The 24,825-nt window shown below is 39.9% G+C and carries 23 protein-coding genes and 1 riboswitch; of the genes, 4 read left to right on the plus strand and 19 right to left on the minus strand.

Features of this window, described 5'->3' with window-relative positions:
• Positions 1 to 96 precede the first annotated feature (96 nt).
• Both CSV75_RS05740 and CSV75_RS05745 read right to left on the minus strand, forming a co-directional pair.
• The gene (locus CSV75_RS05740; RefSeq protein WP_099675063.1) at positions 97 to 609 is read right to left on the minus strand and encodes a hypothetical protein; all 513 of its coding nucleotides are present in this window, start codon (positions 607 to 609) and stop codon (positions 97 to 99) included.
• 64 nt (positions 610 to 673) lie between these two features.
• A complete protein-coding gene (locus CSV75_RS05745; protein ID WP_099631521.1) occupies positions 674 to 1,207 on the minus strand; it encodes an NUDIX hydrolase in 534 nt (177 codons plus the stop codon).
• A 72-nt stretch (positions 1,208 to 1,279) separates the two neighbouring features.
• Here CSV75_RS05745 and CSV75_RS05750 point away from each other — a divergent pair, with 72 nt between their 5' ends.
• Positions 1,280 to 2,179: an aldo/keto reductase gene (locus tag CSV75_RS05750; protein ID WP_099675064.1), complete on the plus strand. Its 900-nt coding sequence runs from the start codon at positions 1,280 to 1,282 to the stop codon at positions 2,177 to 2,179.
• 44 nt (positions 2,180 to 2,223) lie between these two features.
• Here CSV75_RS05750 and CSV75_RS05755 read toward each other — a convergent pair whose 3' ends face one another.
• From CSV75_RS05755 to CSV75_RS05765, 3 genes are all read right to left on the minus strand, one after another.
• Positions 2,224 to 3,579 carry a nucleobase:cation symporter-2 family protein gene (locus CSV75_RS05755; RefSeq protein ID WP_099675065.1) on the minus strand — a complete coding sequence of 452 codons (1,356 nt, stop codon included), beginning with the start codon at positions 3,577 to 3,579 and terminating at the stop codon, positions 2,224 to 2,226.
• Positions 3,576 to 4,163 carry a xanthine phosphoribosyltransferase gene (locus tag CSV75_RS05760; protein ID WP_099675066.1) on the minus strand — a complete coding sequence of 196 codons (588 nt, stop codon included), beginning with the start codon at positions 4,161 to 4,163 and terminating at the stop codon, positions 3,576 to 3,578. The genes CSV75_RS05755 and CSV75_RS05760 overlap by 4 nt, the downstream gene beginning before the upstream one ends.
• Before the next feature lie 130 nt (positions 4,164 to 4,293).
• Positions 4,294 to 4,395, minus strand: a riboswitch (purine riboswitch).
• A 227-nt stretch (positions 4,396 to 4,622) separates the two neighbouring features.
• Positions 4,623 to 5,552 (minus strand): AEC family transporter, encoded by a 930-nt coding sequence (locus tag CSV75_RS05765; RefSeq protein WP_099675067.1) that lies wholly within the window; start codon positions 5,550 to 5,552, stop codon positions 4,623 to 4,625.
• A gap of 74 nt (positions 5,553 to 5,626) precedes the next feature.
• Here CSV75_RS05765 and CSV75_RS05770 point away from each other — a divergent pair, with 74 nt between their 5' ends.
• The gene (locus tag CSV75_RS05770) at positions 5,627 to 6,856 is read left to right on the plus strand and encodes a CynX/NimT family MFS transporter (protein ID WP_099675068.1); all 1,230 of its coding nucleotides are present in this window, start codon (positions 5,627 to 5,629) and stop codon (positions 6,854 to 6,856) included.
• 202 nt (positions 6,857 to 7,058) lie between these two features.
• Here CSV75_RS05770 and CSV75_RS05775 read toward each other — a convergent pair whose 3' ends face one another.
• Together CSV75_RS05775 and CSV75_RS05780 are read right to left on the minus strand one after the other, a co-directional pair.
• Positions 7,059 to 7,904 (minus strand): VOC family protein, encoded by an 846-nt coding sequence (locus tag CSV75_RS05775; RefSeq protein ID WP_099675069.1) that lies wholly within the window; start codon positions 7,902 to 7,904, stop codon positions 7,059 to 7,061.
• A 36-nt stretch (positions 7,905 to 7,940) separates the two neighbouring features.
• Positions 7,941 to 8,363, minus strand: a complete 423-nt coding sequence (locus CSV75_RS05780; RefSeq protein WP_099675070.1) for a DoxX family protein — start codon at positions 8,361 to 8,363, stop codon at positions 7,941 to 7,943.
• Between the two features lie 1,079 nt (positions 8,364 to 9,442).
• Between CSV75_RS05780 and CSV75_RS05785 the strand changes: the two genes are divergently transcribed.
• Positions 9,443 to 9,973 carry a helix-turn-helix domain-containing protein gene (locus CSV75_RS05785; RefSeq protein WP_099675071.1) on the plus strand — a complete coding sequence of 177 codons (531 nt, stop codon included), beginning with the start codon at positions 9,443 to 9,445 and terminating at the stop codon, positions 9,971 to 9,973.
• A gap of 169 nt (positions 9,974 to 10,142) precedes the next feature.
• Here CSV75_RS05785 and CSV75_RS05790 read toward each other — a convergent pair whose 3' ends face one another.
• The 3 genes from CSV75_RS05790 to CSV75_RS05800 all read right to left on the minus strand — a co-directional run bounded on the left by CSV75_RS05790 (position 10,143) and on the right by CSV75_RS05800 (position 13,022).
• Positions 10,143 to 10,901 (minus strand): exodeoxyribonuclease III, encoded by a 759-nt coding sequence (locus tag CSV75_RS05790; RefSeq protein ID WP_099675072.1) that lies wholly within the window; start codon positions 10,899 to 10,901, stop codon positions 10,143 to 10,145.
• Between the two features lie 20 nt (positions 10,902 to 10,921).
• Positions 10,922 to 11,833 (minus strand): pseudouridine-5'-phosphate glycosidase, encoded by a 912-nt coding sequence (locus CSV75_RS05795; protein WP_099675073.1) that lies wholly within the window; start codon positions 11,831 to 11,833, stop codon positions 10,922 to 10,924.
• Between the two features lie 64 nt (positions 11,834 to 11,897).
• A complete protein-coding gene (locus CSV75_RS05800) occupies positions 11,898 to 13,022 on the minus strand; it encodes an NAD(P)/FAD-dependent oxidoreductase (protein ID WP_099675074.1) in 1,125 nt (374 codons plus the stop codon).
• 130 nt (positions 13,023 to 13,152) lie between these two features.
• On the opposite strand from CSV75_RS05800, the gene CSV75_RS05805 reads away from it, so the two are divergent.
• Positions 13,153 to 14,253, plus strand: a complete 1,101-nt coding sequence (locus CSV75_RS05805) for a branched-chain amino acid aminotransferase (RefSeq protein ID WP_369802713.1) — start codon at positions 13,153 to 13,155, stop codon at positions 14,251 to 14,253.
• Between the two features lie 49 nt (positions 14,254 to 14,302).
• On the opposite strand, the gene CSV75_RS05810 is transcribed toward CSV75_RS05805, so the two are convergent.
• The 9 genes from CSV75_RS05810 to CSV75_RS05850 form a co-directional block, all read right to left on the minus strand.
• On the minus strand, positions 14,303 to 15,100 hold the full coding sequence (locus tag CSV75_RS05810) for an ABC transporter ATP-binding protein (protein WP_099631017.1): 798 nt from the start codon (positions 15,098 to 15,100) through the stop codon (positions 14,303 to 14,305).
• A complete protein-coding gene (locus CSV75_RS05815) occupies positions 15,075 to 16,118 on the minus strand; it encodes an ABC transporter permease (protein ID WP_099675075.1) in 1,044 nt (347 codons plus the stop codon). Before CSV75_RS05815 ends, CSV75_RS05810 begins: the two co-directional genes overlap by 26 nt.
• A 21-nt stretch (positions 16,119 to 16,139) precedes the next feature.
• Entirely contained in the window at positions 16,140 to 17,150 is a 1,011-nt protein-coding gene (locus CSV75_RS05820; RefSeq protein WP_099675076.1) for an ABC transporter substrate-binding protein, read from the minus strand.
• A 243-nt stretch (positions 17,151 to 17,393) separates the two neighbouring features.
• Positions 17,394 to 18,143: an amino acid ABC transporter ATP-binding protein gene (locus CSV75_RS05825; protein ID WP_099675077.1), complete on the minus strand. Its 750-nt coding sequence runs from the start codon at positions 18,141 to 18,143 to the stop codon at positions 17,394 to 17,396.
• A 12-nt stretch (positions 18,144 to 18,155) separates the two neighbouring features.
• On the minus strand, positions 18,156 to 18,815 hold the full coding sequence (locus CSV75_RS05830; protein WP_099672021.1) for an amino acid ABC transporter permease: 660 nt from the start codon (positions 18,813 to 18,815) through the stop codon (positions 18,156 to 18,158).
• A 109-nt stretch (positions 18,816 to 18,924) separates the two neighbouring features.
• Entirely contained in the window at positions 18,925 to 19,728 is an 804-nt protein-coding gene (locus tag CSV75_RS05835) for an amino acid ABC transporter substrate-binding protein (RefSeq protein WP_099675078.1), read from the minus strand.
• 168 nt (positions 19,729 to 19,896) lie between these two features.
• A complete protein-coding gene (locus CSV75_RS05840; protein ID WP_099675079.1) occupies positions 19,897 to 21,288 on the minus strand; it encodes a SpoVR family protein in 1,392 nt (463 codons plus the stop codon).
• On the minus strand, positions 21,285 to 22,445 hold the full coding sequence (gene yhbH / locus CSV75_RS05845; protein WP_099631010.1) for a sporulation protein YhbH: 1,161 nt from the start codon (positions 22,443 to 22,445) through the stop codon (positions 21,285 to 21,287). The genes CSV75_RS05840 and yhbH overlap by 4 nt, the downstream gene beginning before the upstream one ends.
• Positions 22,446 to 22,813: 368 nt before the next feature.
• Complete coding sequence (locus CSV75_RS05850) at positions 22,814 to 24,712, minus strand: PrkA family serine protein kinase (RefSeq protein WP_369825342.1); 1,899 nt, start codon at positions 24,710 to 24,712, stop codon at positions 22,814 to 22,816.
• Positions 24,713 to 24,825: the final 113 nt, after the last annotated feature.

The following is a 24,825-nucleotide window of genomic DNA, read 5'->3' on the forward strand; positions in this document are numbered from 1 at the left end:
ACGACGCCCCCCTCAAATTGTTTCCATTATACCAAACTGTCGTTCCAGATGACAATAGAAAGGAAAGGTTCAGTTCATTATAGTGTGTAGTGGATATTACTTAATAAAATGAAAGATCGATAGTTCCAGTATCTGAGTGATTAATAATAATGCAATTAATGGAGGCACAGCAGTTAATGGACGATCTTTCTTGCTGGCCGGTGTAGCGAAAAATGGCGGGTTCAACACCGAACATAAAATCAAAAACAACAAACAGCTGATTAATTGAAATGGAAACCACCAAATCGTATAGGATACCATTTTTAAGCCTGTCGACAATAAATATGTGGATGACAGACCAAAAAAAGCACATTTAATTGCACCGAGAAACATAGTGATAAAACGGACTCTTTTATATTTAGACAGAATGATGGCTAACAGAATAAAGCTCAATGTCACCACAACAGGCGACCACAAAGCCGCTTCAGATCCCTTCACCACACGTTGATCATATAAACCAATGACCTGCTCTAGTGACGTGATCGGCCACTCTCTGAATAATAAAGCCCCTCCTATATAACTAATTGCGAGTATAACGAATAAATATACAAAAGACAATGATCGAGCCATAAATAGGACACCTCCGCATCGTTTCTATAACATATGCTTGTCCGTCCAGAAATAGCTCAATCCTTTATAGGTTTTTTACATACCAGACAGCCGCAACCGTCTTGGCATCATAAATTCGTTCATTCGCAATCAATTCCTCTGCCTCTTCAACGGTTACTTCCAGTACTTCAATGAATTCATCTTCATCCCCTGTCGCAGGCTGTTCTACTTTCTCAAGCTCTTTTGCCACATATAAATGAATGATTTCATCCGCGAAGCCTGGTGAAGTTGAGAAAGTCTGCAAATATTCGAATGAATTAGCACGGTAACCTGTCTCTTCTTCCAGTTCACGAATTGCCGTCAGTTTAGGTTCTTCCCCAAGCTCAATCTTTCCCGCAGGTATTTCTAGCATCGTTCGTTCCAAAGGCTTTCTGTACTGTTCAACTAACACGAGCTTTTTATCTTCAGTCAAGGCGATAATCGCCACGGCTCCTGGATGTTTTACTAATTCTCTTTTTGCTAGTTTTCCATCAGGCAATTCTACTTCGTCTACTTGCACCGAAATGATTTTACCTGTAAAAATTTGTTCTGTTGAGAGGGTAATTTCTTCAAACTTCATCCAGCACTCAACCCTTTCCATTGGTTTTATATCCCGTTTTCATTGTACCATGAAACCAAAGGAGTGAAGCACATGAAGAAGCGAACAATAGGTTCTAGTAATTTACTTGTTTCCGAACTTGGATTAGGGTGCATGTCATTACCGACTGAACTTGAAGCGGCTCGTTCCGTACTCGATGAAGCAGTGGATCATGGCATCAACTATTTCGATACAGCCGATCTGTATGATAGAGGAATAAATGAAGAACTTATAGGAAAAGTATTGAAAGAAAAACGTCAAGAGTTGATCATCGCAACGAAAGTCGGTAACAAGTGGAATGGGGAAGATTCATGGACATGGGATCCTTCAAAAACCCATATAATGAACGCTGTAAAACAAAGTTTACGACGTTTACAACTCGATTATATCGACTTGTACCAACTTCACGGTGGTACGATGGAAGATGATGCTGAAGAAACAATCGAGGCATTTGAAACATTAAAAAAAGAAGGCATTATACGTGAATACGGGATCTCAAGTATCCGCCCCACTGTCATCGAACGTTTCTTGAATACTAGCCATGCAGTTTCTGTCATGATGCAGTATAGCTTGCTCGATCGACGTCCTGAAGAATATTTTTCTATGATTACGGAAAAAGGTGCATCTGTTGTCACGAGAGGAACACTAGCAAAAGGTCTATTGACGAATAAAGGCGTGGACCGTGCGAAGAAAATGAGTGGCTTCGTTTCTTACACATCGTCTGAGTTACAGCAGACAATTCAATCGCTTTCGGAGGAAACAAGCGACTTACATGCATACGCCCTTGCCTTTGCACTTAAAGAGCCCGCTGTGGCCTCTGCTTTGATTGGTGCAAGAACACAACAACAGCTTCGAGAGTCATTAAGAGCTTATGACACGCCAATCGACCGACAATTGCTGACGATAGTAACAAACAAAACAGAGCAACATCTATATGATCAGCATCGCGTATAAAATAAGCAAAAAGAGCAACTGCTTTTTTGCAGTTGCTCTTTTTGTTATTTATGATTAGCTGTTGCACTAACCAAGACAGAAGATGATCCTTCTTTAATACTACGTGACGTAGTCTCCGCTTGACGTGCTTGTTCGACCGCTTGCTTCTTTTTTGAAGGCAGCATATTGAAAATGATATTTAAGAAGATAGCCGTAATACTTCCGAGTACAATCCCATTACTTGTTAAGATCTGTACACTTTCCGGCAATTCCTTGAATAGATCCGGTACAACCGAAACGCCAAGTCCGATCCCGATAGAACACGCTACGATCATTGCATTATCTTGAGTTTTTGAAATAACAGGACTCAACATCTTAATTCCTTGAGAAACAACCATTCCGAACATAGCAACCATAGCCCCCCCAAGTACTGCCGCAGGGATAATCGTTGCAAGAGCGGCTACTTTCGGCAAGAATCCTAAAGAAATCAGCATGATCGCGGTAACCAATATTACACGGCGTGACTTCACACCAGATAATTGCATTAAACCCACGTTTTGTGAAAATGTCGTGTAAGGAAATGCGTTGAAAATACCTCCAATAATGGAAGCTAAACCTTCTGCACGATAGCCTTTTTCCAACATTTTTTGATCGATTTCTTTTTCACAAATATCACCGAGCGCAAAGTATACTCCAGTGGATTCTACGAGTGACACCATCGCAACCAATGTCATAATGGCAATCGGTAGCAAATGGAACGTAGGTGTTGCTAGATAAAACGGCATGACCATATGAACATAAGAAGCATCTTGTACGTTGGAAAAATCTACGATGCCGAGGAATATCGCCGCGATCGTACCCACGACTAATCCCAACAAAATAGCAATAGACTGCATAAAACCTGAAGTGAATCGGAACAGTAAGACAATGAATAATAACGTTCCAAATGAAAGTAAAATATTTGTCATTGAGCCAAAGTCTTCAGCCCCTTGTCCGCCACCCATATTATTGATCGCAACAGGAATCAATGTGATTCCAATAATTGTTACGACAGAACCGGTAACGATTGGAGGGAAGAATTTCACAAGACTCCCGAAGAAGCGGCTAATGAAGAAAATGATTACGCCCGAAGCAATAACTGCACCGTAAATGGCCGAAATTCCATAATCATTGCCTATCAAAATCATAGGGCCTACAGCTGTGAACGTACACCCAAGGACGACAGGTAGACCAACACCAAAATATTTATTACGTGAAATTTGCAACAATGTAGCGATACCACACATTAAAATATCAATTGAAACAAGATATGTCAGCTGTGTGGGAGTTAACCCTATGGCATTCCCCACAATAAGCGGTACCAATACCGCGCCTGCATACATAGCTAGTAAATGCTGAAAACCTAGCAGTGTTGTTTTCATCCGTTATTTTCCTCCCCGACGAATTGGACTTGACCGTTTTTCAGTGACTGAAGCTCAGCCAGTGACTCTAAACGTACGCCTTCTTTACGAATCAAATCTCCACCTGGTTGGAAGCATTTTTCGATGACAATTCCAACACCAGCGATAGTCGCACCTGCTTGTTTTGCGATATCTATGAGTCCGAGTGCAGCTTGTCCATTCGCAAGGAAATCATCAATGAGTAAAACCGTATCTTCATTTGAAATAAAATCTTTAGAAACCGAAATATCATTCGATTCTTTCTTAGTGAAAGAATACACTTTCGCGGAGTATAAATGATCCGTCAATGTAAGTGATTTACGTTTTCTGGCAAACACTACCGGAACGCCCAATATCATTCCCGCCATTGTCGCTGGAGCAATACCTGAAGATTCAATCGTGATGATTCTCGTGATGTTTTGATCGCTAAATCGTTTAACAAATTCTTTTCCGATTTCCTGCATCAGTAATGGATCGATTTGATGATTCAAAAACGAATCTACTTTTAATACCTCTTCCGATAATACTTTACCTTCTAGTCGAATCTTGTTTTTTAACAACTCCACGCCGTTGTGCTCCCTTCATTTTTCCGAATAAAAAAAGCGTATATGCCATACTCCCATATAACAACTATGAGAGAGCGGCATGTACGCTTTTAAAAATGAAAAAGCAATTTCTTGTCGAACGACAAAGAAAGCTGCTTTTCATTCTCCCCATAGTCGGTCTATTTTCGGTAAACCGGTAGAAACTTACGGGCCATATCCCCGTGATTATATGAGTTTTATTTAACTGAATGCTAACAGTATAGCATGATTCGACAAATTTTCAATACGAATATTTGCCAATTAGTTTGATAGCTTCAAGCTGGCAAGCACATGGACATATTCTTGACAAAAAGTCGGCGTGAATTGGGATAAATAGTTATTTCAAGAGAAGGCATTGCATTGAAGCGTCCCCTCAGTAGTGCCAATCGCTTACCAACACCCACGCCAGACTCTCTTTGTAATAAACTCCCCGTTTTTTACTTACCCGAAAAATAGTGAGGAAAGATAAATTACTACGCCTACTGTAAAGCTACTAGCTACGGTATTGAACAGGACGATCTGGGCTGCTAGCTCCGACTCTACATCATATTCCAATGCCAGCGTTGAGCTGTTTCTTGACGTTGGAAATGAGCTGGCGATCCAGAGTGACTGAGCCGTGACACCGTCTATCTTCAACAGTAAAATCAACAGCAACGCCACAGTTGGTGAAATAATGAGTCTGCCGATAGCGCTGAGGTAGATCAAACGGTTCCATAGCGTTTTCACCTTAATCTGCGCTAACTGCGCGCCTAGTGTAATGAGCGCAATGGCGATAAAAGCATCCGATAAATGACTAATCGGCAACTCGATAAATTGTGGTAACTGGATATTTGCTAAATTAAGCACAGCACCTAGCCACAATGCATGAATAATCGGCATTCGAAGAAATTGCTTCACGATGTCTTTTCCCGATTGCGTGGAAGACACGAGATTATACAATCCATACGAGTATGTTAGTAAGTTCTGATAGACAATCAACACGATCTGAATGGACACTCCGAGTGGATTGGCATGAAAGACTAGCTGACTAACGGGTAAGCCATAGTTTCCAGAGTTGATCAACACAATACTGTTTTTCATTACGGCGGTTTGCTGGCGGTTTAGACGCAAGAATTTACTAAATATATGGCCAGTAATTATTAAAGCGGATGTGAATAATACGACAAACATTAATACATCGAGTAGGATGTCTATATCAATAACAGTATGATATAAGTTCATGAACACAGCGGCAGGAATTAGACAGTATGTTAGAATATTCCCTAACGCCTTAACATTAAAAGTAAACTTTATTTGTAAAAACACGCCAATTGCTAATAAAATAAGCATCGGTGTGATAACATTTACAAAGACTATGAGTAAGTACTCCATAAAGGAATCTCCTTTCTGCTGATTCAGCGATATACTTCTCAGAACAATCTTCAAGGAATACAGGAGGCTTCATGATGGAAACAGAACGACCAAGCAAACATTTACATTTCCCTAAGAGTCAATGGATGCTGTTAGTGGGTATTTTATTTTTAGCTGCTACCATCCGTTCTCCACTAACTTCTGTTGGACCTATTATTGGAAATATTCGCGACCAACTGCAAATCTCCAATTCATTGGCTGGATTTCTAACAACAATCCCACTACTGGCATTTGCCATTGTATCACCTTTTACACCACGCATTGCAAAACGGTTTGGCATGTCGCGAACACTTTTCTATGCAATGATTATTTTACTAATAGGAATCGTCATGCGTTCTGTCGGCAATAGTATCTTGCTACTGATCGGCACATTTTTAATTGGTGTCGGAATTGCCTTTGCAAACGTCTTATTACCAAGCCTTCTTAAACTGAGCTTTCCTTTCCATATTGGATTAATGACAGGGTTGTACTCTGTCTCTATGAGTATATCTGCAACGCTAGCTTCGGGTATCGCTTCTCCAATCGCCAATGAAACTGTCTACGGCTGGCAAGGTGCTCTAGGAATTTGGGGAGTCATTACATTGTTAGCTATTATCGTATGGATTCCTCAAATACGTAAAAAGAAAGAGGTTATCAAAACAGTTCAGAAAAACAAGAAGACGGGACCTGCTCGGCCTATTTGGCGCTCGCCACTAGCCTGGAGCATCACAGTTTTCATGGGACTGCAATCGTTCCTATTTTATACGACAGCTTCTTGGATTCCAGTTGTGTTGCAATCAAATGGCATGACTGCTGATGCCGCGGGATGGATGTTAGCGCTTGTCCAACTCGCACAATTGCCTATGATGTTTATCATACCAGTGGTTGCGGATAAAGTACGTGATCAACGTGTTCTGGTCGTAGCTGTTTTCGCTTGTTATGTAATTGGCTATGGTGGTGTACAATTCGGAAGCGAAAGCCTGACTGCACTTTGGATGATTTTCATCGGACTAGGAGGCGGTTCAGCGTTCGGCCTCGCTATGATGTTCTTCACTTTACGTACCCATACACCAGACCAGGCAGCTTCAATTTCCGGAATGGCGCAGTCGATTGGCTATTTACTCGCGTCTATTGGTCCTGTGTTGTTCGGTATTCTTCATGACTTTACTGGTTCATGGACAGCGCCACTATATACCTTCATCGTTGTCGCAACGATACTATTTATAAGTGGAATGTACGCAGGTAAAAAGCATTTTATTTCGCTTGATTTAAATCAGAACGTGTAATAAAAAAGCACATGCTGGAGGTTAACCTCTTTAGTTTATGCATACAAAAACATATATCAACAATAAAACGAAGAGCCCCAATTCATATTGGGGCTCTTCGTTTTTACCTACGTATAAACTTGTAAATATAAAATGCAAGCAGTTTTAAAATTAATAAAACCCCGCCCATTCTACCGGTTTCAGGCAGAATGGGCGGGTATAATTACACGGTTAATCGAATTTTATTTCCCGATGGATCTTCAATTACAAACAATTCATCTTCAACCACGTACGAATAGTCTAGATTCTGTAATTGTTCAATTACTTTTACTATCGCTTCTTCATTTGGGAAAACAAGGGTATACCAGTTTATACCAACACTGTTTTTCCGCGGTTTCGGAGCACCTACTCCTTGCCATGTATTCAAGGCAATATGATGATGATAGTCGCCAGTTGAAATAAAAATCGCTTGAGGATAATGGCTTACAACTGTAAAACCAAGTCCCTTCGTGTAAAACTCTTCTGCTTTCTGAAGATCGGCAACATGCAAATGAACGTGGCCCATTATCGTATCAGCTGGCAACCCGTTCCATTCCAAATCGCTGACTGCTAGAAGACTTTCTCCATCTAATGGATCCGATACCATCTTGACTTCTCCATTAGACCAGGTCCATTCAGTAGATGGCCGATCTATATACACTTCAATGCCATTTCCATCTGGATCTGTAATGTATAGTGCTTCACTAACAAGGTGATCCGATGCTCCGAATCGATAGCCTGTCCCGGATAAATGACGTAAAAAGACAGATAAGTCAGCCCTTGTTGGTAGCAGAAGTGCAAAGTGAAATAAACCAGATCTCCTTTCCTCTTTTGGTAGTACATCAGCAGGTTGTTCAATCGTTAATAATCCTATTTTACCATCCGCTGTTAAAACCGCTTTTCGATTTGTTTGCTCCAATACTTGAAATCCGAGAACCTGTTGGTAAAATTCAAGCGATGAATTAAGATTTGTTACATTTATATTAACCTGTCCAACAAATATATTAGGTCTTTGATGAAAGTTTCTCATTTTTGCAATCAGCCTCACTTATATTTTATTTTGTTTTTATTGTCCGTGATTTGAGTTTTCCTTATTTTTATTAACTATAACTTGGTCAACTGCCCAAATCTTACTTCCATTTACCGATAAAAATATGGCGATTACTAAAAGTAATAGGTCTAGTTCGTAGCCAACACTTTCCGCTGTCCCTAAGAATCCAACGGAGATTTTAACCTTTAGTATCGCACCAACCATGATTATAGCGAGCAATGCAGAAACAACTCTCGTCCCTAGGCCCAAAATAAGTGCTATACCGCCTATTACTTCCACAGCTCCTACAAAGTATGCTAAAAATCCTGGAATTCCGATACTCTCAAACCAACCTGCGGTATTTCCTATTCCACCTTGGAATTTCACGAATCCGTGCACAAAAAAACTAATCCCTACCATTATTCTTAATAAAAATATGCTTATCTCTTTTTTCTTCATCTTCATTTCCTCCTAGTTTTAATATCATTATTCTGTTGCATTATTTTACAACGTATTCACATCAATAGAGTTCCCGTTAGAAACATGTCCATCTGAATATGCACTGAATGCCGAAGAGGTTTCTTGTTTGAAAATACTTCTGCGTCCACTCCCCATTCAAACTGAAGGACTTGGACTTAATCTTGATTACCATGCCAAATGAATGAAGACACTTTATTTAATGGTTGAATATCATATTGTTCATTTATAAAGTTCAGAAGTTAACCGCTCAAGGTACTGATTCTTCTGATATAGATTCCAATGTTCGGCTCCAAGAGTTATAGACAAAATCGCCTTCGGGCTGAATCTCATCAATTAATTCACGTTCATATCGAACTGATAATTTTCAAACGAATACTCAATAGAGCTTTCTAATCTCTTTATAGCTCCGTCATCCATATCGCAATGAAACATAGCGAATCCTACATCATAAAAAAATAAGCAGCTGTTCTAAAGATCATCATGTACCTATAACAAACAGTTCATTCCTGATTAACGGAAAACGGAAAAAGTATTCTATTTATTATGAAAATCGCTGGATCATTCTCCACATTCAATGAGTTCCAGGTTTCGAAGATCATAAAAAGCTGTCTGTCATCATATCGATCTTTTATTATCTCAAAGAGAATATTATTTCTATATAGGTGAACATCGTTTGTAAAAAAATAAATAACCTTCTCTTTTCAATTAATTTCCAGTAGAGTATACAGTTTTAGGAATCTACTAAACCAAAACATGGCTAGACTTCAATTGAATGTTCAATTTTTCTAACAGCTCTGTCTTTTTGCATCGTTAAACATCTGATTAATAAATTTCTCCACCTTTCTCAAACACTAATATATCCCTAGGATTATTTTTGCTTTCTAAAACGTAATAACTGTTCGTGAAAAACATCAATAGATTTATTGTTAGTATATAATTTAACAATAAGTATTCCTAGGTGAATATCAATTCACTATATGATAACATTATGTGGAAGATAGCGTCAAGATATTTGTGCTATTATATAAATACACAACAATGTACTTGGAGGGATCCATATGGAAATCGGCTCAAAAATACGAGATATACGGAAGAGAAAGAAAATAACCATCGCACAGATGAGCGAAAAAATAGGACTCTCAAAAGGGTTTATAAGCAACATCGAAAATGATAATACATCCCCCTCCCTTAATACGTTGCAAGAAATCGCTCGCTTTCTAGACGTCCCGCTTCCTTATTTGCTACTAGAGAAAAAGAAGCATATGAAAGTCATTAGGAAAGCTGAACGGGTATATACAACGTTTAACGGAATAAAAATTGAACATATTACTACGCAAAGTGGTCTGCGAATGATGCACGTTGAATTACCGCCTGGTACATCGACCGGTGAAGCGATTGCCCACGAAGGTGAAGAGAGCCATGTCGTACTAAAAGGCACGGTCCTTGCTGAACAAGGCGAAGATTCTGTTATTGCAAAGGAAGGCGATTCATTTAGTTGGAATGCTAGCGTGCCTCACTTTGTAAAAAACATCGGAGAAAATGAGGCAGTCTTACTTATCGCTGTCTACTCCGAGGATAAAAGTACATGACACCATTCCGTTCCCTCTCCGGCACACTTTTCCTAATTCAATCATGTACGGGCAACTGGAATGGATTTAATTAATAAATCGCATCACAAGATAAACTTGTGATGCGATTTTTATTGTTTCAGCTAATGTACCACTTAACAGAACAACTTAACCCGAGAGGTACTTGCTCTCATTTTAGATCTAATTCTGTAGAAATCGGACAATGATCACTGCCCATGATTTCTGAATGAATGGCTGTTGTTTGCAGGACCGACTGGAGACGCTTTGAAATAATAATGTAATCGATACGCCAGCCGATATTTCGTGCCCGTACATCGCGCATATAAGACCACCATGTAAAGTTATCTTTTAGATCCGGATTCATAAAGCGAAACGTATCAATGAATCCAGCATCTAACAACCGCGTCATTTTCCCGCGTTCTTCATTCGTAAATCCCGAATTGCCAATATTGGATTTAACGTTACGAATATCAATTTCTTCATGTGCCACGTTCAAATCTCCGCAATAGACAACGGGCTTGATAGCATCCAATGACTGCAGATGGTCAAGTAAATCATCTTCCCATGCCAATCGAAATGATAATCGCGCTAAGTCCCGTTGTGAATTGGGCGTATAACAATTAACGAGAAAGAACTCTTCAAATTCTAGCGTTAGCACTCGTCCTTCTACTTCGTGGTCTAGATCATTCAATCCATAGCGTACAGAAAGAGGTGTTTTTTTCGTAAAGACTGCGGTACCTGAATATCCCTTTTTCTCTGCATAGTTCCAGTAGGATTCATACCCATCGAAAGAAAGGTCGATTTGTCCTTCTTGACATTTGATCTCTTGGACACAGAATATATCTGCCTGTACTTGTTCAAAAAAGTCATTAAAACCTTTTTTTACGCATGCCCTAATACCGTTCACGTTCCAAGATACTACTTTCAATTTTACACAACCTATCTCTATTAATTGCCGTTAAAACTCACTGCCAGTTTTGCTGCAAGTTCAGCGTTTGACTTCACTAAGGCGATATTGGCCTCCAGACTTTTACCGTCTGTCATTTCCTGAACCTTTTTTAACATATGTGGTGTAAGATACTTTCCGCTAATACCCATTTGTTCAGCTTCTTTAAGAGCATCTGAAACCAATCCATCCATATACTCCTGATCCATTGCATATTCTTCAGGAATAGGATTCGCGATAATTGCGCTACCCTCCAAGCCTAAATTCCATTTAACGCGCAACATTTCTGCCATCATATCAATTTCATCTATCCGGTAGTCTACATGATGTGCGCTGCTTCTTGTGTAGAAGGCGGGGAATATATCTGTTTGATACCCCATGACTGGAACACCTTTCGTTTCCAAATACTCAAGTGTTTTACCGAGATCCAAAATAGATTTCGCTCCTGAACAAACAACAGCTACATTTGTGCGTGCGAACTCTTCAAGATCTGCAGAAATATCCATCGTTTGTTCCACACCTCTATGCACACCGCCAATGGCCCCAGTCGTGAATACGCGTATTCTCGCTAAGTCAGCAAAGAACATCGATGCAGCAACCGTCGTTGCACCCGGTTTTTTAGTAGCAATTAAGTAACTAATATCGCGTCTAGAAGCTTTGACAACACCTTTGCTATCTCCGAACCGTTCTAGCTCTTCATCAGATAGACCTATTTTTATTTTACCGTCCATAATTGCGATTGTTGCCGGAACCGCACCATGATCGCGCACAATCTGCTGAACCTCCCGTGCAGCTTTCACATTTTCAGGATATGGCATGCCATACGTAATAATTGTGGATTCCAATGCGACTAGCGGCTTGCCATATTTCATCGCTTCTTTCACTTCTTCTGAATACGAAACATATCTTCTCATTATGAATCTTCCCCTTTACCGTTCAATCGCTATATATTCATAATAATCATTATACGCACTTTATTCAATGTTCGTCGGCAATTATTTGGTTAATAGAGTAGCTTTCTAAGTCCCATCCGGTCTCCCCGCCTAGTACTAGCTGGGATAAAAGTTTGCCGAGAAGAGGTCCTACTGTTAAACCAGATGAACCAAGACCGTTAGCCATCCAAACTTGCGGGTGATCAGGTAGTTGACCGATGACCGGCATAAAATTCGGTGTATGTGGACGAATACCCACACGGACTTCAGCCAGTACTGCTTCGCTCAGTAAAGGTGCAATGGGTAGAGCATTCGACAACACCTGCAGTATCCCACCAGTGGTCGGTTGAATATTGAAATCATCTGTATCCTCGTGTGTTGCGCCCGCAACGAATCTGCCATCTCGGAATGGCACGAGGTACTGAGTACCAGGTGGCATGATGACTGGCCATTCCCCTGACGCTACATGATTTGATTGTAAATGGAGTATTTGTGCTTTCTGTCCTGTCACTTGCAGCTTCTTACCTAAGGGCTCTGTAAATTCACTAGCCCAGGCACCTGACGCTACGATGATTTGATCTCCCTCAATAATTTGCCCCTCGACCATAACACCACAGACTTTTCCTTCTTTTATGTACGGCGATGCAGAGCCTTTTATACTTTGAACACCACGTTGAACTGCCACACGCTCCATTGCTTTAAGTAGTTGATCCCCTTCTACTTTGGCAGCACCTGAAATACGAACAGCTGAATATTCCTCAGATAAAATCGGAAAATAGCTAGCGAGCTGTATTGTATCCAGTAATTCCACTTCCCCGATCTCAGGAGATTGTTCTTTCCTTATATTTAACAACTCGACTTTCTTCTCCAAACGATCTAACTCAGTATGAATCGCCAAGGCACCCACTTTCTTATATCCTGTTTCCACTTCGCCATGCTTTTCTAATGACCGAATGAATTCAGGATAATACGCAGCACCAGCTGATGCTAGGGCATACCATGCTTTATTTCGTCTTTGAGATGCCCACGGACAAATAATGCCTGCTGCGGCTTTTGTAGCCTGTCCTGGCTCTTGCCTATCGATTAGTACGACTTCTGCTTGTTGGTCGGATAAATGATAAGCAGCGGAAGCACCAACGATACCCCCGCCTATAATTAATACTTTTCTCATGAAAATTTGCTCCTTTATATAATAGTTTTTAAAATCGACAAACTTTTCACTTTATTTTTTCTGAAAAAGCAGTATAATTACACTATTCGGAATTGAACTTTCGGAATATTCTATATCTTGAGGAGTTTTGATGATTATGACGAGATTACCTATGCAAATTCAACTAGCACAAAATAAAAAAGAAAAGCCAGATCCTAGCACTTTAGTTTTTGGGAAAACATTTACAGACCACATGCTCATTATAGACTATGAGGAAGGCAAAGGTTGGCATAATCATCGCATTACTCCTTACGCACCTTTAACACTCGATCCAGCTGCAATCGTTTTACATTACGGTCAAACGGTTTTTGAAGGAATGAAGGCATATCGTTCAGAAGATGGAACCATTCGTTTGTTCCGTCCAGATCAAAATATGAAGCGTTTGAATTATTCGCTCGATCGTCTATGTATGCCACGGATCGATGAAAAGAACGCATTGTACGCGCTGAACCAATTGTTGCAAATCGAGCAGGATTGGATTCCTACACTAGAAGGAACATCATTATATATCCGCCCATTTGTCATTGCAACAGAAGCCTTCCTAGGTGTAGCGCCAGCTAAAAAATATCAATTTTTCATGATTCTGTCCCCTGTTGGCTCGTACTATAAAGAAGGGATTCATCCAGTTAAAATCCTCGTCGAAAATGAATTCGTCCGTGCTGCAAAAGGCGGAACGGGTAGCGCTAAAACTGCTGGCAACTACGCAGCGGCTTTAAAGGCACAGGAGACAGCAGACAAACAAGGCTACTCACAAGTTTTATGGCTCGATAGTGTCGAGCGTAAATACGTGGAAGAAGTAGGAAGTATGAATATCTTTTTCAAGATCAACGGTGAAATTGTAACGCCTGCAATCAACGGCAGTATTCTTGAGGGAATTACACGAAAATCCATTTTACAGTTGCTAAGACATTGGAATATGCCAGTTGCAGAGCGTCAAATCTCAATGGATGAAATCCGATCTGCCTATGAAAGCGGTGAACTTGAAGAAGTATTCGGTACAGGCACAGCTGCTGTTATTTCTCCAGTCGGCGAACTGAATTGGGATGGTTATAAAATGATCATTGGCAACGGTGAAACAGGGGAACTATCTACTCGTCTATATAACACGTTAACGAATATCCAAACAGGCAAAGAACAAGATCCATTTGGTTGGGTATATGAAATTAAGAAACGTATGGCACGGCTTGCTTAAGACATTGAAAAGCCCCCGTTTTCCACAACTGGAAAGCGGGGGCTGTTGTTTATACAGAAAGTAAAGCTGCATCATTCGTAAGTTGTTCTCCACGAATACGCTGAAATTCATCCATCAATTTCGCAATAGTTAAATGCTGTTTCTGTTCTTCTTCTACCTCAAGAATAATTTGGCCTTTATCCATCATAATTAAGCGATTTCCAAGGTCAAGTGCCTGTTGCATGTTATGCGTTACCATTAACGTCGTCAGCCGATCCTTCTCAACTAATCGTTTCGTTAAATCGGTGATTAACTCTGCGCGGGACGGATCGAGTGCTGCGGTATGCTCATCCAACAACAAAATAGAAGGTTGCGTAAAGGTCGCCATCAATAATGACAACGCTTGACGTTCACCACCGGACAATAGTCCAACATTCGCTGTCATCCGGTTTTCAAGATTCAAATGCAATGTTTCCAGTGAGGTTCGGAATAAGTCTTTCCGTTTCTTATCTACTCCGCGATGCAATGAACGCCGTCGATTGCGAGAATAAGCCATCGCCAAATTTTCTTCAATCGTCATCGTCGGTGCTGTACCCGACATCGGATCTTGGAATACTCGTCCTATCATTTTGGATCGTTTGAACTCTGCCAAACGTGTAACATCTTTGTTATTGATATAAATAGAACCAAAATCCGGTGTCAATGCGCCAGATATCATATTCATCATGGTAGATTTTCCTGCACCGTTACTCCCTATGACTGTTACGAAATCACCCGGTTGTAAATGTAAGTTAATTTGGTCCAGCGCTACTTTCTCATCCGGAGTCGATTCATTAAATACTTTATTGACTTGATCCAGTTTCAACAACGCTATGACCTCCTTGTGATGATTTCATCGCCATTCGTTCAAATTGTCTTTTCGCTTTACGCGCTTTTTCCCGTCTTTTTTCGAGAATCTGCGGAATAATTAATGCCGCAATTACGATGACTGCAGTAATTAATTTCATATCACCTGAATCGAGAATCTTCACTTTCAATGATAGTCCGAGTACGATTCTATAGATTACGGCACCAATGACGACGGCCATTGTTGTACGGAAAATGGTTTTCGTCCCGAATATCGCTTCACCGATAATAACAGAAGCTAATCCGATGATGATCATACCAATTCCCATTCCATTATCAGCGAATTTTCCATACTGTGCAATCAATGAACCTGCGAAAGCAACTAGTGCATTGGAAATTCCTAATCCGAGAATAACAAGAGTATCTGTATTGGCAGAGAAACTACGAATCATTTTTTTATTATCACCAGTTGCACGGATGGCTAAACCAACTTCGGTTTGCAAAAACCAGTCCGCTATGAATTTAATGAGAACCACAACTAGGATCATCAAAACTAATGTTCCCCAAGTCGATGGTAAATGTTCCAAGCCAAGTCCCAATAGAAAACCATTGATGGTTTCATCAATTCCAAGAGTACTCCAGAAACCTTGGAACTTACTGAAAATCGTTTCTGAATTTAAAAGCGGAATATTTGGACGACCTACTGAATTTTCTGTCGTCAGTCCCATTATCCGAAGGTTTATCGAGTAAAGAGCTATCATCATGAGGATTCCGGATAGAAGTGGATTGATTTTTCCTTTGGTATGTAATAAACCAGTTATACACCCAGCAAAAAAGCCAACCAGGATTGCGGTAAGTGTTGCAACAAGTGGATGATAATCAAATACAATCATCGTAGCCGCTACTGCTGCGCCTGTTACAAAACTTCCGTCCACTGTTAAATCTGGAAAATCAAGCACCCGGAATGTTAGATACACTCCGAGTGCCATGATCGCATAGATGATACCCTGCTCAACTGAGCCAAATACAGCTGAAAACATGCAAGATCATCTCCTATTTTTTTATTTTGCAATCTCGGCATTCCACTCATCTTGAATCTTCAAACCGATTGCGTCTGCAGTCTCTTCATTCATCACTAGCTTCAAGTTCTGTGGTAATTGGACAGGTAATGATTCAGGCGTTTCTTCACCTTTTAGAATCTTTACTGCCATTTCACCCGCTTCATATCCGATATCGTAGTACTCAAAGCCGTATGCTCCAAGTCCACCACGTTTCACAGAATCAAATTCACCCACCATCATCGGAATCTTATTGTCATTCGCAACAGAGATGACTGATTCAAGTGCTGATACTACAGTGTTATCCGTAATGATATAAAATGAATCTACTGAACCAATCAAAGATTCGGCTGCTTGCTTTACATCTGCTGAAGTTGCAACGGATGCTTCTACAACTTCCATATCCATATCTGCAAGAATTCCTTTTACATGATCCACTTGTAGGCGAGAGTTTTGCTCCCCTGAGTTAAATATCATTCCTACTTTTTTTGCACCCACGTTTTCTTTCAAGAACTTCATTGTGTTTGGAATGGCATCAGGATGATTATCAGTAGTGCCTGTAACATTGCCGCCTGGCTCTTCATTGGATGCAACAAGTTCCGCTGCTACTGCATCTGTAACTGATGTGAAGATAATCGGAATGTCTTGTGTCGCGCTAGCTGCCGCTTGTGCACTTGGTGTAGAGTTAGCAAATATTAAATCGACGCCTGCGCCTGCCAAGTTGTTTGCAATGGTTGAGTTGGAACTATTATCATTTTGCGCATTTTGCTTATCGAATTCTACATTCAATCCAGCATCTTCAATTGCCTTTTGAAACCCTTCAAACGCCGCATCTAAAGACGGGTGTTCAACAATTTGTGTCACACCAATTATGTATTTTTCTTCAGTGCTTGCTTTATCATTATTCTTATCATCTGCTACAGGATCAGATGACTCCCCTTTTCCACCACACGCAGCGAGAATGAGCACAATACTAAATAGTGCTGCTGCATAAGTCACCCAATGTTTCTTCATGTAAATCCCCCTCGACTATGATCTATTACCCTTTCGATGTATGTAGAAAAGATAATAATTATACGTAATCGTACCCTTTACAATGTTATTCGTCAATGCATTATTCAATATTTTGTGTGAATTCTCAAAAGTTAATGAACTACCTGATATAATTCTCCATATATTAAGATAACTCGCAGGAAAACAAATTAATCTACATAAAAAATAGTGACGCGATTATACCATTCGCATCACTATTTTTGGTTATTTATTTAACTCGTAATTCAGGAATCTCTTTGTACGTAATTCTTTCGGTGATTTGATTACTTCATCTGGAGTACCCGCTTCAACGATCTTTCCATCGTCCATAAAGATCACATGATTAGCCACGTTGCTTGCGAATTCCATCTCATGCGTCACCACAATCATCGTCATATGCTCTTCCGCAAGATTTCTCATCACTTCCAATACTTCTTTCGTCAATTGCGGATCTAAAGCGGAAGTCGGTTCATCGAATAATAAAATATCCGGATTCATCATCAACGCTCTCGCAATCGCAACACGTTGTTTCTGACCACCCGAAAGTCTCGAAGGTAATTCATCAGCCTTTGAAGCCAACCCCACTTTTTCTAGCAATTCGATACTTCTATGCCCATAATCTTCGGCTTTTTCTTTCTTCACCAGTTTCGGTGCTAGTTCCAAGTTCTGCTTTACAGTTAAATGAGGAAATAGGTTAAATTGTTGAAATACCATTCCCATTTTGGAGTTGATCATTTTACTATCGGTAGGATTTGTGTAAATGCCATCTTTAACTAGGTAATCTCCATCCACGATAATACTACCGCCACCAACTTGCTCCAATTGAATTAGACTTCTTAACATTGTACTCTTTCCAGAACCCGAAGGTCCGATAATTGCCATGACATCATTTTTTTGAACATCAAACGATATATCCTTCAATACTTCCAATGGACCGAATGATTTCTGTAAGTTGCGTACTTCTATGAAAGACATAATTTCCTCTCCTCATTCGTATTGCAGCTTTCTTTCTAAATACTTGAAGACTACAGTCAATCCGAATGCAATCAGCAGGTAGATCCCAGCCGCAATGAAGAACGGTATGATTGTGAAGTCTCTGTTTACGACTGTTTGCGCATAGTGTAGAAGTTCTGGAACCGCTACCGCATATAATAGCGCCGTATCCTTTACTAAAGATACCGATTCATTCGCAATAGGTGGTAGCGTTACACGAAACATCTGTGGTAGGATGACGCGCACAGTCGTTTGCCATTTCGATAATCCAAGTACTTGCGAAGCTTCGTATTGCCCTTTATCAATGGAGATCAAACCACCTCGGAATATTTCAGCAAAGTAGGCTGAATAGTTCAAAATGAACGCTAGTGTAGCTGCTACAAAACGATCAAGAACTAAGTACTCACCAATTACCGGCAGAAGTGGTAAACCAAAAACAAAAAACAATAGCTGTAATAACAAAGGAGTCCCACGCATGACGTATATAAAAGTCTGCGCCAAATAAGAAATTGGTTTAATACTACTTCTTACGGCAAGTGTCAACAAGAATCCCAGTGGAATAGATAAGACAATCGCTATTACAAATAATAGTACAGTCGCTTTAGCCCCTTCCAACATAGGAATCAGCATAGACATAAAATATTCATAACTCATTAGTAAATTCCTCCGAAAAACCATTCAAGGTTTTATGTACTTCTCTTACAATACGCATACCAACGGAAGTCGCAAATGCAACTTCCGTTGACATAACTTATTCTACAACTCAACGAAGAACTTTGTCTTCTCCGAACCATTCTGTGGAGATTTCAGCTGAAGTACCATCTTCATTCATCGTATCCAATGCTTTTTGAAGATTTTCAAGCAATTCTTCATTGCCTTTCTTCACTCCAACGCCATATTCTTCCACTGCCAATGATCCGTCAAGTTTCGTAAAGACCCCTTCTTCTGTTGTCATATAGTAATCAATGACGACTTCATCAAGTACTACTGCATCTAGACGACCTGTTTTCAAATCTGTTAACGCTAGAACATTGTCTGCAAATTCTGTGATGTTTTTTATTTTTTCGTGGATTGGGTGACTTTCTAATGCTGGTCCGGCAGATGATAATGCTTGGACACCTACAGTTTTTCCATCTAGGTCTTCAATTGTTTTCACATCAGAATCTACTAACGTCACAACAACTTGATTATTATCCAAATAAGGCTTCGTGAATAATACTTTTTCTTGACGTTCTTTTGTGATGGTATAGCCGTTCCAAATTAAATCGATTCTTCCACTGCTAAGTTCTGTTTCCTTCGTTTTCCAGTCAATAGGCTGGAATTTTGCAGTAGCGCCCATATGCTCAGCCGCTGCTGTTGCCATGTCAATATCGAAACCTACTAAATTATTTTTATCGTCACGGAATCCCATAGGTGCAAATTTGTCATCTACACCGATGATAATTTCTTTCGTTTCTTTGTTATCTGCATCCGCGGGTGATTTGCCCCCCTCAGAAGACTTGTCCGAACATCCAGCCAGCAGTAGGAATAATGCTGCAAATAATAAAGCAATGGTTGTCTTTTTCATTATTTTTCCTCTTTTCTCAATTCTTTAGTACGTTAATGAGTTAGTATACTATAAAAATAACATTAGATGCACGAAATGAAAAGTAGTAAAATGAAAAAACTGAAGGTAATCTCCATATGTCTGGAGTTATCTTCAGTCTACGAATAATCTGTGTCTATTCTTTTTTCGTTATTTACTTCTCCTAAACACTTTGTGGCCATCGTATGAAAAGACCAAAGGTTTGTTCTCAAGTATTGTTTCGATATGCACGATACGTCCCCACAGTTGATGAATATGCGGTAAAACATGTTCCAAGTACGGGAGATCAAGTTCAGTGTCTTCATAGCGGTGAACAAGATACAATTCCCCATTTCGCATATAATCTCCATCGTCTACTACTATATAAGGAAAGCCACCGTTCACTCTCTGTCCAATTAGTTGATTCCGAACAGCGTCGGTCTGTTTATCAGAGATTTTGTATTGGTCTTCCTGCTTTTGGAACACGTACAGATCTTCTTGTTTGATCAGGTCATCGGTCAAATAATTTCGAATGAAGGATGTGTCATTTTCAATTTCACGCGCTTCAAATATTTTTTCACGTCCCGTCACCATCTCTTCACCACGTGAAATAGCTTCTTTAGCTAGTATATCGTACCGTTTCTCTATATCTTCATATATTTTGACGCCGAGGTAATATGGATTAATTGAAGTCTTGGAAGGCTGCAGAACACTAGCATTAAGTTTTGCGAACTCAATTGTCTCTGAAGGCGTTAAATCCATTTGTCGAAGAATCGTTTGATGCCAATAAGATGCCCACCCTTCATTCATGATTTTCGTTTCCAACTGTGGCCAAAAATAAAGCATCTCTTCGCGTAACATCGTCAGAATGTCCGCTTGCCATTCCGTTAGATTACGACTGTTTTCAAGAATAAATAATAGGATGTCTTTTTCTGGTTCTTTCGGATTCTTTTTGTGCATTTCAATCGCTTGTTGTCCGGGAATTTTCCGTTGATCAAGGTCCCATAAATCTTCATATGCGCTTCTTCGGGGTTGTTGGTCAATAAAAGATGACGGAATGATGTCTCGCATCATACTTGGATCCACATGTTCTTGAATGGCTAATACCGCGTCAAGAAATGTTTCCACACATTTCTTACCGTAGCGTACTTCATAGTCCGCAATTCGTTCGGCTGTAGCTGCCATGCTTTCAACCATGTCTTTACGTGTTTTTGAAAAATAGGTATTATTTTTGAAGAAATCACAATGCGCCAATACATGCGCAATGATTAATTTATTTTGAATTAAACTATTTGTATTCAATAAAAATGCGTAACACGGATTTGAATTGATAACGAGCTCATATATCTTGCTTAATCCGATATCATATTGCAATTTCATCTTATGGAACTGCTTACCAAAACTCCAATGTGTAAAACGCGTAGGCATTCCATAGGCACCAAATGTATACAGTATATCTGCTGGACAAATCTCATACCTCATCGGATAAAAGTCGAGTCCAAATCCACTGGCAATCTCCGTGATCTCATCAATTGCATAATATAATGCCTGTTGATCAGTCAGCGTAATCCCTCCGTTCGCTTTTCGAAGAACTTCTTGAGCGCAAAGTAGACATCGCGGTTTTTTTGCAAAATATAATAATTGAATTTGGGATGTTCAATTGATTTATACGCGGACATCAACGTGGACATTCTACGATGCTCATTGACTTCGGCATAACCAAACATATTCGATATCGCCAATAATTCATCCACGTGTTCCAAACATTTCTTATTGTCACTTGTCATATTTTCCCCGTCCGAAAAGTGGACAGGATAGATATTATAACTAGTGGGTGGATAAAATTCTTTAATAACTTCCAATGCTTTACTATAAGCTGATGAACATCTGGTTCCGCCACTTTCCCCTTTGTTGAAGAAATTTTCCTCAGATACTACTTTCGCTTCCGTATGGTGCGCAATGAATTCGATTTCTACCGTCTCATACTTTGTCCGTAAAAACTTCGTCATCCAAAAGAAGAAACTTCGTGCCATATATTTCTCAAATTTGCCCATTGAACCACTCGTGTCCATCATGGCGATGACAACCGCTTTAGACTGTGGTTTCTCTACGGGATTCCATGTTTTAAATCGTAGATCGTCTTCCAGAATCGGCGCGACCTCAGCTTTCCCATTTATCGCATTACGTTTAATGGCAGATAACAATGTCCGTTTTTTATCAATATTACCGATTAATCCTTTTTTACGAATGTCTGTGAAATCAATGTCTTCAAGCGTTGTTACCGATTGTTCTTTCTGCTCTAAGTCCGGTAGCTCCAATTCTTTAAAGAACATCTCTTCCAACTCTTCTATCGAGACCTCTGTTTCATAGATATCTTGCCCTGGTTGATCACCCGCTTCTTTTCCTTCACCTGGCTGTGCTTTCTTTTCTCCTTGCGCCACTACGTCCCCTACCGCACTGTCGCCATCACCTTGGCCAACATGCTTGGACTTGTCGTGGTTGTAGCGAATTTTAAATTCATCTAATGAGCGAATTGGTATTTTGACCATGTCTTTTCCATTTGATAGTATAATATTCTCTTCACTGATTAAGTCAGGTAAGTTACTTTTTAGTACTTCATTTATTTTATCTAGGTGGCGTTGCTGATCTTGGTGGCCTTTGCGATGGAGAGACCAATTTTCTTCAGTGACAACGAATCGACTTTTCTGGTTTTCTTCCACTCGTATCCCCGCCTATCTCTCGAACAATTTGTTTCCTTATCATATGCGGCAGCTGATTGAATATTTACAAAACGGCAACAAAACTAAAAAGAGACCTCGTGTATTGAGGTCTCTGAATTCAAGATTCACTAGCTAGAATTAGTCTTAGGCAGTGGATTTGAGTAATAATTTATTGATGTGTATTAAAGCTAGGCTTGTGTTCGTTTTCCGACTTAAACTTAGACATGACGTGAAATAAGTATAGTCACAACAAAAATACACACTACCTATGATGACTAGTTTAAGTCATTACGCCGAGCGGCAAGCTTTTCAAGCTGTAGTTGCAACCCCAACGTAGACATTAATTCTATTCATATTTCCTATTCGGCTTACCGATTTAACAAACTTCCAACGTAACGCAGAAGATCGTTTGCGGAGACGGAATTGTAGCCATGTTCGTCTACTAGGCGCGCTACGACTTCATTCATCTTCTTCAATTGTGTCTCGTCGGGTGTAGTAGATGTTGTAGTAATCTTCACGACGTCCTTTAGATCGGTGAATAATTTTTTCTGAATTGCTTCACGCAAGCGGTCATGGGAACGGTAGTCAAAGCGCTGGTGTTTTCTAGCGTATGCGGAGATACGAATAAGGATTTCTTCACGGAATGCCTTTTTCGCATTTTCCGAAATTCCTATCTGCTCTTCTAACGAACGCATCAACTTTTCATCAGGGTTAATTTCCTCTCCCGTCAGCGTGTCGCGTAGTTTATTTTTATTGCAGTATGCTTCGACGTTATCCAAGTAATTATCCATTAAAGTTTTTGCAGACTCTTCATAAGAATAAACAAAAGCTTTCTGAACTTCTTTTTTCGCGATTTCGTCATACTCTTTACGCGCCATTGAAATATAATTCATATACGTGTCACGGTCCTCACTTGAAATGGAGGCGTGTTGATCGAAGCCGTCTTTTAACGCACGTAATACGTCTAGTGCATTGATACTTGGGACTTCTTTTCGGATAATCGCTGAAGAAATACGATTGATGACGTAGCGTGGATCGATTCCGTCCATACCTTCATCTATAAATTCGTTCTTCAGTTCTTCCGCATCTGCATCGTTAAACCCTTCAACATTCTGTCCATCATACAGGCGCAATTTCTTTAATCGATCGATGCCTTGTTTTTTCGACGCTTTCAAACGTGTCAAAACAGAAAAAATAGCAGCCACTCGCAATGCATGCGGCGCAATGTGGACGTGAGCCATATCACTGTCACGAATCATTTTTTCATAAATCTTTTCTTCTGCACTTACTTTCAGATTGTATGGAACTGGAATGACGATCAATCTTGAATGAAGTGCTTCGTTCTTTTTATTACTAATAAATGAACGATATTCCGTTTCATTTGTATGGGCAACGATTAGTTCATCTGCACTAATCAGCGCAAATCTTCCTGCTTTAAAATTCCCTTCTTGTGTTAAGGATAATAAGTGCCAAAGAAACTTTTCATCGAGCTTCAACATCTCTTGGAATTCCATCATGCCACGATTCGCTTTATTCAATTCCCCATCAAATCGGTATGCACGTGGATCTGACTCTGAACCATATTCAGCAATTGTGGAGAAGTCTATACTTCCGGTTAAATCAGCAATGTCTTGTGACTTCGGATCGGATGGTGTAAATGTTCCAATCCCAACACGGCGATCTTCCGAGAACAGAATGCGTTCCACTAGTACATTTTCAATTTTACCTTCAAATTCTTCTTCCAGTCGCAATTGATTTAGAGGTGATAAACTGCCTTCAATTCGTATACCATACTCTTCAAAGAATGACTTCCTTAAAGTTTCCGGAATCAAATGTAAAGGGTCTTCATGCATTGGACACCCCTTGATGGCATAAACCGCTCCTTCATCCGTTCGAGAATAGGCTTCTAGCCCACGTTTTAACATCGTCACGATAGTAGATTTACCACCACTTACAGGTCCCATCAATAACAATACTCGCTTCTTTACATCCAAACGCTTTGCTGCTGGATGAAAATATTCTTCTACTAAACGTTCGATAGACTCTTCCAGACCAAATAACTCTTCATCAAAGAAATTATAAATTTTCTTGCCGTCTCTTTTTTCAATTCCTGCACTTTTTATCATTTCATAAATACGAGAATGAGCGGTCTGTGCAACTTCTTTCCGTTCTTTTATTAATTCCAGATATTCCAAAAATGTACCTTCCCACTTCAACTGATTTTCTTCTTTGCGATAATTATGCAACTGACGAATGATATCCAACATATCTCCTCCAATTAGGCTATGATGTATTATCTTATGTTCATGAAGTGTAAAAGATTCATCACGTACATTGGAAGAAAAATTGAAAAGCTTATATTGCCACTACTTTCTTTTTT

Origin of the sequence: Sporosarcina sp. P18a (assembly GCF_002743135.1) — a bacterium.
Lineage (GTDB): Bacteria > Bacillota > Bacilli > Bacillales_A > Planococcaceae > Sporosarcina.